10 protein-coding genes are annotated in these 12,772 nt (G+C 66.5%); 3 read left to right on the top strand and 7 right to left on the bottom strand.

From position 1 onward, the window contains the following. Positions 1 to 932: ROK family protein (locus AC5RUF_RS12240; protein WP_494130755.1), on the bottom strand; the 932-nt coding region annotated here is incomplete at its 3' end. A gap of 232 nt (positions 933 to 1,164) precedes the next feature. Here AC5RUF_RS12240 and AC5RUF_RS12235 point away from each other — a divergent pair. Beyond that, positions 1,165 to 2,973 carry an AMP-dependent synthetase/ligase gene (locus AC5RUF_RS12235; protein WP_494130753.1) on the top strand — a complete coding sequence of 603 codons (1,809 nt, stop codon included), beginning with the start codon at positions 1,165 to 1,167 and terminating at the stop codon, positions 2,971 to 2,973. 36 nt (positions 2,974 to 3,009) lie between these two features. Here the strand turns inward: AC5RUF_RS12235 and AC5RUF_RS12230 are convergent, their stop codons facing one another. Both AC5RUF_RS12230 and AC5RUF_RS12225 read right to left on the bottom strand, forming a co-directional pair. Further along, complete coding sequence (locus AC5RUF_RS12230; RefSeq protein ID WP_494130752.1) at positions 3,010 to 4,437, bottom strand: mycothione reductase; 1,428 nt, start codon at positions 4,435 to 4,437, stop codon at positions 3,010 to 3,012. A gap of 49 nt (positions 4,438 to 4,486) precedes the next feature. Beyond that, positions 4,487 to 7,885: a pyruvate carboxylase gene (locus AC5RUF_RS12225; RefSeq protein ID WP_494130751.1), complete on the bottom strand. Its 3,399-nt coding sequence runs from the start codon at positions 7,883 to 7,885 to the stop codon at positions 4,487 to 4,489. A 278-nt stretch (positions 7,886 to 8,163) separates the two neighbouring features. Between AC5RUF_RS12225 and AC5RUF_RS12220 the strand changes: the two genes are divergently transcribed. After that, positions 8,164 to 9,003 carry a ParA family protein gene (locus AC5RUF_RS12220; RefSeq protein ID WP_493997793.1) on the top strand — a complete coding sequence of 280 codons (840 nt, stop codon included), beginning with the start codon at positions 8,164 to 8,166 and terminating at the stop codon, positions 9,001 to 9,003. A 104-nt stretch (positions 9,004 to 9,107) separates the two neighbouring features. Here AC5RUF_RS12220 and AC5RUF_RS12215 read toward each other — a convergent pair whose 3' ends face one another. The 4 genes from AC5RUF_RS12215 to AC5RUF_RS12200 form a co-directional block, all read right to left on the bottom strand. Next, entirely contained in the window at positions 9,108 to 9,695 is a 588-nt protein-coding gene (locus tag AC5RUF_RS12215; RefSeq protein ID WP_493997792.1) for a MerR family transcriptional regulator, read from the bottom strand. 192 nt (positions 9,696 to 9,887) lie between these two features. Next, on the bottom strand, positions 9,888 to 10,382 hold the full coding sequence (locus AC5RUF_RS12210; RefSeq protein WP_493997791.1) for a bifunctional nuclease family protein: 495 nt from the start codon (positions 10,380 to 10,382) through the stop codon (positions 9,888 to 9,890). A 1-nt stretch (position 10,383) separates the two neighbouring features. Next, complete coding sequence (gene ftsR, locus AC5RUF_RS12205) at positions 10,384 to 11,133, bottom strand: transcriptional regulator FtsR (protein WP_494130750.1); 750 nt, start codon at positions 11,131 to 11,133, stop codon at positions 10,384 to 10,386. A gap of 19 nt (positions 11,134 to 11,152) precedes the next feature. Continuing rightward, positions 11,153 to 11,641, bottom strand: a complete 489-nt coding sequence (locus AC5RUF_RS12200) for an FHA domain-containing protein (protein ID WP_493998750.1) — start codon at positions 11,639 to 11,641, stop codon at positions 11,153 to 11,155. Positions 11,642 to 11,890: 249 nt separating this feature from the next. Between AC5RUF_RS12200 and AC5RUF_RS12195 the strand changes: the two genes are divergently transcribed. Continuing rightward, the gene (locus tag AC5RUF_RS12195) at positions 11,891 to 12,733 is read left to right on the top strand and encodes a hypothetical protein (protein ID WP_494130749.1); all 843 of its coding nucleotides are present in this window, start codon (positions 11,891 to 11,893) and stop codon (positions 12,731 to 12,733) included. Positions 12,734 to 12,772: the final 39 nt, after the last annotated feature.

The raw sequence follows: 12,772 nt of genomic DNA, 5'->3' as shown, positions 1-12,772 counted from the left end.
GCCGCAGGTCCCAGGGCCGCGCGCTCCATCCTGGCCGCCGGCCGGAATCCCCGGCCGGTCAGGTTCCGGGCAAAGGACCGGCGCGCCGGTTCCAGCATCAGGTCGCCGGCGTCGCTGAGGCCGCCGCCGATCACGAACATCCCCGGGTCGAGCGCAGCGGCAAGGTTGGCCAGTCCCAGGCCAAGCCACTGCCCCACCTCGTCCAGCAGTTCAATGGACGCCGGGTCCCCCTCCAGCGCCAGCCGGGTCACCACGGCACCGGTGACGGCATCCGCCCGTCCGTCCACCGCCCGGAGGATTTCCTGGGCCACCGGAGAGTTGGCGGCAGCCAGTTCACGCGCTTCCCGGCCAAGCGCATTGCCGGAGGCATACTGTTCCCAGCAGCCGCGGTTGCCGCATTCGCAGCGGTGACCGCCGGGCATGATGATCTGGTGTCCGAATTCGCCGGCCACACCGAAGCGCCCGCGCTCCAGGCGCCCGTCCATGACCATGGCGCCGCCGATCCCGGTACCCAGGGTCACACAGACCATCCTGCTTTCCCCCGCACCGGCGCCGAACCGGTATTCCGCCCACGCGGCGCCGTCGGCGTCGTTGACCAGGAAGACCCGGCGGCGCAGCAGCCGCTCGAGGTTCTCCCGCAGGGGCTCGTTGCGCCAGGCCAGGTGCGGGCTGAACAGTACGGTGCTCCCGGCCAGATCCATCCATCCGGCGGCACCTATGCCGACGGACCAGACATGGTGGTCTGCGGAGAGTTCCTGCACCAAATCGACGATGACCGCCTCGACCTCGCGGGGGTCGTGCCCCGGGGTGAGCCGGCGTGCCTGCTTCAGGACCCGCCCGTCGCCGTCCACCAGTCCCCCGGCGACCTTCGTGCCGCCGATGTCGATGCCGATGGCCAGGCCGCGCCGCCGCATCCGGTTGGGAAGGCGCATGGGCCGGCGGGTCCGGAAAGGTTCGGCCGCGGCGAACCGGCGCTGGGCCTGGGAGGCGGGACGGGGAACAGGTGCTGGGGTATCGGAACGCATCAGAAACCTATTCTAGGGAAACTGCAAGGGGGGTTGCACAAACGTTATCTATCCGCAAGGTTACCGGCGGGTACAGAAGTGTGATCTACGTTATAGGCTGACAGAGCCTACGGGCCTACCGGATATCAAAGGAGCTATCGTGCGAGAATTCAGCGTTCCCGTCCTAGCGGAATTTCCGCCGCAGACAAACATCACCAACATGCTGCTTGAGCAGGCTGCCAAACCGAGCAACCCGGCGCTCTTTGCGGTCCGGGACAGCCAGGGTGAGTGGCAGCGGATCACCGCCACCGAGTTCACCAAGGACGTCCGCACGCTGGCCAAGGGCTTTATGGCCGCGGGAGTAAAGGCCGGAGACCGCGTGGGCATCATGTCCCGGACGCGGTACGAATGGACACTGGTTGACTTCGCGCTGTGGTTCGCCGGTGCCGTTTCGGTTCCGGTCTACGAGACGTCCTCCCCCTCCCAGGTCGCCTGGATCCTCAGCGATTCCGGTGCCGTGGGCATTGTGGTGGAGGCCGCCCGGCACGAGAACATTGTCCGGCAGGCGGCGGCTGATGAGGATCTCTCCGCCGTGGCCAATGTGTGGCAGATCGACGGCGGCGGACTTGATGCGCTGCGCAGCGGCGGAGCATCCGTCAGTGACGAAGATCTCGAGGCGCGCCGGGCCACGGCGACCATGGACGACCTCGCCACCATCATTTACACCTCCGGCACCACGGGGAAGCCGAAGGGCTGCGAACTGACGCACGCCAACTTCGTGAACCTGTCCAAGAACTCGGAGCTGGCTGAGCCGGAAGTGGCCCGCGAGGGATCCCAGACCATCATGTTCCTGCCGCTGGCCCACGTGCTTGCCCGGTTCATTTCGGTGCTCAGCGTGGCCACCGGCGCCACCGTTGCGCACACCCCGGATGTGAAGAACCTTCTTCCCGACCTGCAGAGCTTCAAACCCACCTTCATCCTGGTGGTCCCCCGCGTGCTGGAGAAGGTCTTCAACGCCTCCATGCTGAAGGCGGAAGACGGCGGCAAGGGCAAGATCTTCCACGCCGGCGTGGCCACCGCCGTCGCATGGTCCCGTGCCAAGCAGGACGGCAAGGTGTCGCTGGGCCTGAAGCTGAAGCATGCCCTGTTTGACCGGCTGCTGTACGGCAAGATCCGCGAGGCCATGGGCGGGCGCGTGCAGTACGCGGTCTCCGGCGGCGCTCCGCTGGGCGAACGGCTCGGCCACTTCTTCCACGGCATCGGCCTGCTGGTGCTCGAAGGCTACGGCCTGACGGAAACCACCGCCCCGTTGACCACCAACACCCCGCAGCTGGTCAAGCTCGGCACCGTGGGTGCCCCGCTGCCGGGCAACAGCGTCAAGATCGCCGACGACGGCGAGATCCTCGCCAAGGGCATCAGCGTTATGAAGGGCTACTACAAGCGCCCGGAACTGATGGCGGAAACCTTCACGGATGGCTGGTTCCACACCGGCGACATCGGTGAGCTGGATGCAGACGGCTTCCTGAAGATCACCGGCCGCAAGAAGGAAATCATTGTCACCGCCGGCGGCAAGAACGTGGTTCCCTCGCAGCTGGAAGACTCGATCCGCGCGGATGCGATTGTGTCCCAGTGCGTGGTGGTCGGCGACGCCAAACCCTTCATTTCCGCGCTCATCACCGTGGACGAGGAAGCGCTGCCGGGCTGGCTGGAACGGCACAAGCTGCCGGCCGGCATGACGGTAACGGAGGTGGCCAAGACCCACGAGCTGCAGTCCGAGCTCCAGGCAGTGGTTGACCGGGCCAACAAGAAGGTCTCCCAGGCCGAGGCCATCAAGGTGTTCCGCGTAGTGCCCACGGACTTCACCGAGTCCAGCGGCCATCTGACCCCGTCACTGAAGATCAAGCGCGCCCAGGTGCTGCGCGACTTCTCCGACGTCATCGACGATATCTACAGCGGGCAGCGCGTCTGATCCCCGCGGCCCGGACGCCGGGCGGGAACCCCTGGACTACAGGCGGTTCCTGCCCGGCTTTTCCTTTGTCTGCAGGGAGAGCAGCGCGTTCTCGACCACTTCCGTCAGGGCCGGATGGATCCAGTACTGTCCCCGGGCCATGGTGGCTGCGTCCAGGCCGAACTCCATGGCCTGGACCAGCGGCTGGATCAGCATGGACGCTTCATGGCCCATGATGTGGGCGCCGAGCAGCCGCCCGGTGTCCTTCTCGGCCAGGAGCTTGACGAAACCGGTGGAATCCTCCATGGCCCAGCCGTACGCCGTCGAACCGTATTCCTGCACGGCAAGGGCGAGTTCCACCCCGCGTGCTGCGGTATCGGCACATGCCTGCTCTTCGGTCATCCCCACGCTGGCAATCTGCGGGCTGCTGAAGACCGCCGCCGGCACGAGCGCATGGTCCATGGCACGCAGGTCCCCGGCGTGCACCAGGTTGTGGGCCACCACCCGGGCCTCGTGGTTGGCCACGTGCTTGAGCTGGTAGGGGCTGCTGACATCTCCCAGGGCCCAGACACCGGGGACGGGTTCGCCGCCTGACAGCACGCGGCCGTACTCGTCCACGGCCAGCCGTCCGTCCTGCCGGACGTCAAAGCCTGCTGCGTCCACGCCGAGCCGGTCCGTGTTGGGGGTGCGTCCGGTGGCGGCAAGGACCAGGTCAACGTCGAGTTCCCGGGTACCGGACGGCCCGCTGAGCACCGCGTGCACGGAGCCGTCCGCGTTTTCCTTCAGCGAGTCCACTGTGGTGTTCAGCTGCAGGTCCCACTGCTTGGCCGCCTCGGCGGTGAACCGTTCGGACACGGTCGCGTCCAGGGAGCGCAGCAGCGCGTCCGAGCGGACGGCCATGGTGACCGTGGAACCAAAGGCCGAGAAAACGAACCCGAACTCGGCCGCTATGTAGCCTCCGCCGATGATCAGTATCCGGGACGGGAGATCGTCTACGCGCATGACCGTGTCCGAGGTATGCACCTGCGGCAGGTCCATCCCCGGGACGTCCGGCAGCACGGGCCGGGATCCGGCGGCCACTACTATCTTGTCGGCCGTGATCTTCTCCCCCGACGCTGTGACCAAGGCGTGCGGCGACGTGAACCGGACGTTTTCGCTGTAGAGCGTTACGTTCTCCAGCTCCTCGTCGCGGTAGCGGCGCCCGCCCTCGGAGATGGCATCGATGCGGGTGAAGATCCGGTCCCGGATATCGCGCCAGCGCACACCGGTTACCGAAGCATCCACGCCCAGCCGCGCGCCGTCGGCGGCTGCGGCGGCAAGCTGGGCGGGATATACGAACATCTTGGTGGGAATGCAGCCGACGTTCAGGCACGTTCCACCGAACGTTCCGCCGTCGATCACGGCCACCCGCTTGTCATCCCAATCCGGGGTGATCAGCGAGTTGCCGGAGCCTGAACCGATGATGGCGAGATCGTAGTGGGTCACATTGTCCAGTCTATGCAGTCCCGGCCCGCCGGTTCATTCCCGGATGCCCCTACTTCGGTGTGATCACCAGCAACAGGTCTCCACCCTGGACCTGCTCCACGGCGGAAATGGCCACCCGCTCCACGGTCCCGGCCACCGGCGCCGTGATGGAGGCTTCCATCTTCATGGCTTCGATGGTCGCGACGGTTTCCCCGGCCGCGACCTCTGCACCCTGCTTGGCGGTGACGGTGACCGCCCCGGCAAACGGGGCGGCAACCTGGCCCGGTTCGGCCGGATCAGCCCGCTCAGCCGTTTTGGTGGAGCTTTCGATGCTGCGGTCCCGGACCGGGACCGGCCGCATCTGCCCGTTCAGGGTGGTCATGACCGTGCGCATGCCCTTTTCGTCGGGCTCGGAGACGGCATCCAGTGCAGCGATCAGCCGCACGCCCTTTTCGAGCTCGATGACGTGTTCCTCGCCGCGGCGCAGCCCGTAGAGGTAGTCCCGGGTTTCCAGTACCGAGACATCGCCGTAGGTTTCGCGCACGGTGGCGAATTCCTTGGCCGGACCGGCGAAGAGCAGCCGGTTCAGGGTTTCCTGGCGGGTGACCGAATCTGCGCGCAGGCCGGCCTTGTCCACCTCGGTCAGCTCCACGTCGCGGGACTTGATCTTGCGCCCCTGCAGTGCCTTGGTGCGGAACGGTTCGGGCCAGCCCCCGGGCGGGTCGCCGAGCTCACCGCTGAGGAAGCCGATCACCGAGTCCGGAATGTCGTAGTTCTGCGGGTTTTCTTCGAAGTCCTCCGGCGAGACGTTGGAACCCACCAGCTGCAGGGCAAGGTCGCCCACGACCTTCGACGACGGCGTGACCTTCACCAGGCGGCCCAGGATCCGGTCTGCGGCGGTGTACATGTCCTCGATGGCTTCAAAGCGTTCCCCCAGCCCCAGGGCGATGGCCTGCTGGCGCAGGTTGGAGAGCTGCCCGCCCGGGATCTCATGCCGGTAGACGCGCCCCGTGGGACCGGCCAGCCCGGATTCGAACGGGGCGTACACCCGCCGCACGGCCTCCCAGTAGGGCTCGAGCGCCCCCACGTTGTCCAGGCTGATTCCGGTGTCGCGTTCGGTGTTGGTCAGCGAGGCAACCAGGGAGGACATGGACGGCTGGCTGGTGGTGCCGGCGAGCGGGGCGCTGGCAACGTCTACGGCATCCACTCCGGCGTCCGCTGCGGCCAGCAGCGTGGCCAGCTGGCCGCCGGCGGTGTCGTGCGTGTGCAGGTGCACCGGCAGGTCGAACCGTTCGCGCAGCGCGGTCACGAGCTTGGCCGCGGCAGCGGGACGCAGCAGCCCGGCCATGTCCTTAATTGCCAGGATGTGCGCTCCGGCGTCGACCATCCGCTGGGCCAGGTCCAGGTAGTAATCCAGGGTGTAGAGCGTTTCCTCGGGATTGAGCATGTCGGCGGTGTAGCAGAGCGCCACCTCCGCAACGGCTGTGCCGGTCTTGCGCACCGCCCGGATGGCGGGTTCCATCTGTGAGACGTCATTCAGGGCATCAAAGATCCGGAAGATGTCCACCCCGGTGGCAGTGGCTTCCTCCACGAACGCCTCAGTGACCTCGGTGGGGTACGGCGTGTAGCCCACCGTGTTCCGGCCACGCAGCAGCATCTGGATGCAGATGTTGGGCAGGGCACGCCGCAGTGCGGCCAGCCGCTCCCAGGGGTCTTCGCCCAGGAAACGCAGTGCCACGTCGTAGGTGGCTCCGCCCCAGGCTTCCACGGAGAGCAGCTCGGGGGTCAGTGCGGCAACGGCAGGAGCGGCGGCAACGAGGTCGCGGGTCCGCACGCGCGTGGCCAGCAGCGACTGGTGGGCGTCGCGGAAGGTGGTGTCGGTGACAGCCAGGGCGGTGCGGCGGCGCAGGTCCGCGGCGAAGCCCTCCGGCCCGAGTTCCAGGAGCCGCTGCCGGGATCCGGAAGCGGGCTCGGGCAGGTCGGCGGGAAGCTTCTCTGCCGGATCGATCTGTGCAACCGGTTCGCCGTGCGGCTTGTTGACGGTGACATCGGCCAGCCAGTTCAGCAGCTTCGTGCCCCGGTCGGCGGAACCACGGGCGTTGAGCAGTTCGGGGCGCTCCTCGATGAAGGAGGTGGCGACGTCGCCGGCTACAAAGTCGGGATCGTCCAGCACGGCCTGCAGGAACGAGATGTTGGTGGCCACACCGCGAATGCGGAATTCGGCCAGTGCTCGGCGGGCCCGGTTGACGGCAATCGGGTAGGTCCGGCCGCGGCAGGTGAGCTTGACCAGCATGGAATCGAAGTGCGGGCTGATCTCGGCGCCGGCGTACACCGTGCCGCCGTCCAGCCGTACACCTGCGCCGCCGGCCGAGCGGTACGCGGTGATCCGTCCCACGTCCGGCCGGAATCCGTTGGCCGGGTCTTCAGTGGTGATGCGGCACTGCAGGGCGGCGCCGCGGATCTGGAGTTCGTCCTGCTGCAGGCCCAAGTCAGCCAGGGTTTCCCCTGCGGCAATGCGCAGCTGGGACTGCACGATGTCCACGTCGGTGATTTCCTCCGTGACTGTGTGCTCCACCTGCACGCGGGGATTCATCTCGATAAAGACGTGCTGGCCGGCGCGCTCGCCCACCGTGTCCACGAGGAACTCCACGGTGCCCGCGTTGACGTATTTCAGCGCCTTGGCGAACTTCACCGCGTCACGGTACAGGGCCTGGCGGATGTTCTCGTCCAGGTTGGGCGCCGGGGCGATCTCCACCACCTTCTGGTGCCGGCGCTGCAGGGAGCAATCCCGCTCGAAGAGGTGGACAATGTTGCCTTCGCCGTCGGCGAGGATCTGCACCTCGATGTGGCGGGGACGCAGCACGGCCTGCTCCAGGAACACCGTGGGATCGCCGAAGGCGGTGTCGGCCTCGCGCATGGCTGCCTGCAGGGCCTCGGGCAGCTTGTCGGCAGTGTCCACGCGGCGCATGCCGCGTCCGCCGCCGCCGGCAACGGCCTTGACGAAGATGGGGAAGCCGATGTCTTCCGCCTCGCTGATGAGCTTCTCGGCATCGGCGCTGGGTTCGGTGGAGCGCAGGACGGGGATCCCGGCTTCCCTGGCCGCATTCAGGGCGTGGACCTTGTGGCCCGCCAGTTCCAGGATGTCCGCGGCGGGGCCCACAAAGGTGATCCCGGCGTCGGCGGCGGCGCGGGCGAGGTTGGCGTTTTCGGACAGGAAACCGTAGCCCGGGTAGATGGCGTCGCAGCCGGATTCCTTGGCAACCCGGATGATTTCATCCACATCCAGGTAGGCCCGCACCGGATGCCCTTCCTCACCGATCAGATACGCCTCGTCGGCTTTCTGCCGGTGAATCGAATTGCGGTCCTCATGGGGAAACACAGCAACGGTCTTGGCGCCGAGTTCATACGCGGCGCGGAAGGCGCGAATGGCGATTTCGCCGCGGTTGGCCACCAGTATCTTCGAGAACATGGGTCTCCTGCGTCTGTTGCGGGCGGCGGCACCTGGACAGTGCCGCCTCTATCGGGATTTTAACCTGCGCCGGTTGACGGAGCAGCCGCTTCTGTCCCCGCTGTGGGCGGAGCGCTGTGGCGGCCCTGCCGGACATTGCCGTGTTGGACATCACAGTGTGGCACCAGTGTAAGCGCCACCCCTGCAAAACCCTGATGCCAAGGTAACCGGCGTCCGTCACATAGAATGAGTTTGCAGCCTCCAGTGATTCCTAGACACGTTAGGTTTTGGTTCAACAAGTGCAAGTAGTGAGCATCAGCAGCCTGAAGGGCGGCGTAGGCAAGACCTCCGTCACCCTGGGTCTGGCATCCGCCGCGCTGGCCGCAGGCATTCCGACACTCGTCGTGGACCTGGACCCGCACGCTGATGCGACAACCGGCCTGGGCGTCAGCGCAGGGAACCAGCTCGGAATCGGCGAGATGCTCCGCAGTCCCCGCCGGGTCCAGCTCACCGACAACGTGGTTCCCAGCGGCTGGGTGGAGAACGCCCGCCGCCTGGCCAAGGACGGCGGCAAGCGGCCGGTCCTGGATGTTGCAATGGGGTCCGCCTATTCGGGCATCTACGACCGCCCGGACCTTGGCAAGCGGGATCTGCGCCGCCTGACCAACCTGCTTTCGCGCGTCACCGGCTACGGGCTTGTCCTGATTGACTGCCCGCCGTCCCTGAACGGCCTTACCCGGATGGCGTGGACCGCCAGCAACCGGGTGCTGCTGGTCGCCGAGCCCGGTCTCTTCTCTGTTGCCGGTACCGAGCGGACCATGCGGGCCCTGGAACTCTTCCGCGAAGAATTTGCACCGAACCTCGCCCCGGCGGGGATCATCGCCAACCGGGTGCGTCCCAGCTCCAACGAACACGTTTTCCGGCTCGCCGAAATGAAGCAGATGTTCGGTGACCTCCTGCTCAACCCCACCATCGCCGAGCAGGCCAACTGGCAGCAGATCCAGGGTGCCGCACACTCCGTGCACCATTGGCCCGGTGAGTCAGCCAAGCAGGCTGCCGGCACCTTCGACGCCCTGATGAAGAACCTCATGGATACCGGCAGCGTCCGCAACCGTGTGATGCGCCGGCCGGTGGGCTGACACCGTCAATCCCCTGATACGCAGAAGGCCACCCCGCGGGGTGGCCTTCTGCGTATCAGGAACGGTGTCCTCTGGCGCCCCTATACGGGACGCGGGCGGCGCAGCTAGCTGATCTTGCGGGCGATACGCCGCTGGCTCAGTTCGTCGCCGGGAAAGTCGTGGTCGTTCACGTGCTCACTCGGAAGCTGGGCAAGGCTGCCTTCGACTTCCCGCCAGACCCGGCCGACGGCGATGCCGAAGACACCCTGTCCGCCCTGGACGAGGTCAATGACTTCATCGGCTGACGTGCATTCGTACACACTGGCGCCGTCGCTCATCAGGGTGATCTGGGCCAGGTCTTCGACGCCGCGTTCGCGCAGGTGCTCCACTGCGGTGCGGATCTGCTGAAGGGACACTCCCGTGTCCAGGAGGCGTTTGACGACCTTGAGGACCAGGATGTCACGGAAGCTGTAGAGACGCTGGGTGCCGGAGCCGGCAGCACCGCGCACGGCGGGCTCGACGAGGCCGGTGCGGGCCCAGTAATCCAGCTGGCGGTACGTGATCCCGGCTGCCTTGCAAGCCGTGGGACCGCGGTAGCCTGCATCTACGTCGAGAAGCGGCAGGTCCTCGGTGAACAGCAAGCCCTGGGCACTCTGGGAAGGGATGCTCCCGGGTGCAGCGGCATGCTGGCCGGCATCGCCTTTCGGACTCACGTGTGCCTCCTAATAACGGTTCCCCTGGGGGTCGGCACTGGCCGGAGTTTTCGGGGCTGATTCAGTGTCCCCCGAGAACTCCCCCGGTGCAATGGGAACTCTATGCTTCGACGTTAGAACCGGAGCGCACCAAGGTCAAAGACGCCGGACAATTTTCCGCACCGTGTCGGCTGCGGCGGGACGGGCGGGCTGCTACCGCTCGAAGTCCTCAGGCTCGACGTCGGCCAGGAATTCGCGGAACTGCCGCATTTCCTGCTCGGCGTTGTCCTGCTCTTCCTCGCTGTCATCCTCTGCGTCCGCAATGCGCACGCCGGCTTCGTCTAGCACTTCGTCGGCGCAGTAGATGGGGCACGGAATACGCAGGGCCACGGCAATGGCATCGGAGGCCCGTGAGTTCACGGCTGTGCCGTCCTCGAAGACTATTTCGGCATGGAAGACGGTGTCCTCCACCGAAATAAGCCGGACCAGGGTGACCTCGCGCTTGAGAGCATGGATCAGATTGACCATCAGGTCATGGGTCATCGGGCGCGGCGGGACAATACCCTGCTGCACGAACGCAATGGCGCTGGCTTCCGGCGCACCGATCCAGATAGGCAGGTGACGCTCGCCGTCGATTTCCTTGAGCAGCACCAGCGGCTGGTTGGACGGCAGTTCGATCCGCACGCCTACCACTTCGACTTCCTGCATCTCAGGCCTCCATCCGCGCGATCTGCCCGTGCACCAGGGCGCTGTGCAGGCTCAGGCACAGATCGCTGATTTCGCGGGCGGTCTCCGCCGCCCGGGCCTTGGACGCGACGTCGCGCCGGGAAGCAACCGGTGCCACCACGCGCTCCACCAACCCGAGTTCACGATCGGCGGCGGCGCGGAAGGGGCGCAGATGCCGCGGTTCAATGCCGTGCGCCTCGAGCTGCGCACACGCCTTGGCCACCTTGAGCGCGTGTTCGTCGTAGTTCTCTTCACCGGCGCTGATCAGCCCGTAGCTGGCGAGGCTGCGCACAAGGTCCGCACTGGCGCCGGATTCCTGAACCAGTTCGCCGAAGGTAAGCGTGCGGGCGTGGGCCCGCGCCGAGAGCTCCCCGGCAAGCTGCTCGGAAACCACCCGGGGCGCAAGGGACATTCCCCCGGGGAGGGATTCCGGCCGCTCGCCGCGGTCAATGGCGTCGAGGTAGTCCTTGATGACTTTCAGCGGCAGGTACTGGTCGCGCTGGAGGGCGAGCACAAAGCGCAGGCGTTCCACATCGGCGGAGCTGTACTTCCGGTAGCCGGCCGCCGTGCGCTGCGGGGTCACCAATCCCTTTTCCTCCAGGAAACGGATTTTGGACGCGCTGATGGCGGGGAAATCCCCGCTGAGCTCGCCGAGCACCTCGCCGATGTTCAGCACCCTGCCGCGCAGCCGTTCCGGTCCCGTGGTGCGCCTGACGGACTGTGATGCTGACATGTCTACTACCTTATCTGCCCTATGCCTGTGCCGGCGCCTGGTTCCGGGCAGATGCGGGCCGGGCAGCGTAGAAAGTCAGGCGGAATTTGCCGATCTGCACCTCGCTGCCGGTGCGCAGCAGGACGCTGTCCACGCGGTCATTGTTGACGTATGTCCCGTTCAGGCTCATGGAATCCACCACACGGAAGCCCTCGGGGGTGCGGCGGAATTCGACGTGCTTGCGGGAAACAGTGACGTCATCCAGGAAAACGTCCGCGTTGGGGTGCCGGCCGGCGGTGGTGACGTCCTGGTCGAGCAGGAAACGTGCACCGGCATTGGGTCCGGTGTGGGCAATAAGCAGGGCTGAACCTGCCGGAAGTGCCGCGACAGCCGCGCGCTCATCCTGCGTGAGCTTGGGCTCCACCGTAGTGGCGTCGGAGATCGGCGGAAGACTGATGGATGTGGTGTCTTCCGAGGTGGGTTCCCGTCGGTCGCCCGTTCGTTCGGCGCTGTACTGCTCGCCCGCCATGTGCACTTTCCTCCCCAAAAAGAAAACTGATCAGCCAAGATTTCCTGGCTGACCCGGTTCCGATGACTGTTTCTGCCTTACCTGCTGTATTAGCCTACCCGTTGCGGGCCTCCAACGGCACTGGTTGACCGACCGCGGCGAAATTGTCTAATGAGCCCAAATCATATGGTTCCACCGCCCCTCAACGGCACCGGCCCCCTCCCCCGGGATATCCGGGGTGGGGGCCGGTGCGTGAAGGAGCCGGTAGGTGTGTTGGACGCCTATTCCCGGATAGCGCGGCGCCGCACGATAAAGACGCTCAACGCGCCGGCAATCAGTAGGGCCCCCGCGGCAAAGAGGCTCATCATTGCGCCGCTTGCCCCGGTTCTGGCCAGGCCGGATCCGGCGGGCCGGGGTGAATCACCGGCCTGCATGCACGGAGGCGTGACTGCCAGTGCCCTGCTGACCGTCAGGGTGGGATCCACCGACGTCGGGCTCGGACCCGGATCGGTGATGCTCGATGGCAGGGTCGGCTCGGTTGCCGTCGGGCTCGGTACCGGCTCGGTCGCTGTCGGGCTCGGTGCCGGCTCGGTTGCCGTGGGGCTCGGCTCCGGCTCGGTCGGGGCGGGATCCGTGGGAGGCGGCGGCGAAGGCTGGGAATCGGTGGGCGTCGGCGACGGGCTGGAATCCGTGGGCGTAGGCGTCGACGTCGGCGTCGGCGTCGGCGTCGGACTGTCGTCCGTGGGCGTGGGCGTCGGCGCAGGGGTAGGGGTGGGACTGTCGTCCGTCGGCGCAGGGGTAGGGCTGTCGTCTGTCGGCGCAGGGGTAGGGCTGTCGTCTGTCGGTGTCGGTGTGGGCATGCACGTCGGCGTGGGGCCGTTGAGGGACAGAAGCCTGCCGTTCTCCGCGGAAACGGCAGTGCTGACCTGGCCCGACGCAGCCGGTTGGAGCGCGGCGGCGGACGGGGCGGTGGCCAGAGAGCCTGCCAGGGCGAACCCTGCCGTCAGGCTGCAAACGGATGTAGCAAGAAAGGTGTGGGTGAGACGTTTAGTATGCATGCGGCAGAGGCTTACACCGCGTTTTGGTCTTCACAACCGTAGAGGCTGCAAGTAGTGGATAAATAGTCACTTGCGTCCCAAAGACCCCGTGCGC

Source organism: Arthrobacter sp. Y3224198 (genome assembly GCF_059090025.1).
This window is presented reverse-complemented; position numbering and strand designations above follow the sequence as displayed.

What these genes read in the sequence shown, in the direction of transcription:
- AC5RUF_RS12200 (WP_493998750.1), bottom strand. Translation starts at nt 11,641, where the DNA reads ATGGCGGGCGAGCAGTACAGCGCCGAACGAACGGGCGACCGACGGGAA.
- AC5RUF_RS12210 (WP_493997791.1), bottom strand. Translation starts at nt 10,382, where the DNA reads ATGCAGGAAGTCGAAGTGGTAGGCGTGCGGATCGAACTGCCGTCCAAC.
- ftsR (WP_494130750.1), bottom strand. Translation starts at nt 11,133, where the DNA reads ATGTCAGCATCACAGTCCGTCAGGCGCACCACGGGACCGGAACGGCTG.
- AC5RUF_RS12225 (WP_494130751.1), bottom strand. Translation starts at nt 7,885, where the DNA reads ATGTTCTCGAAGATACTGGTGGCCAACCGCGGCGAAATCGCCATTCGC.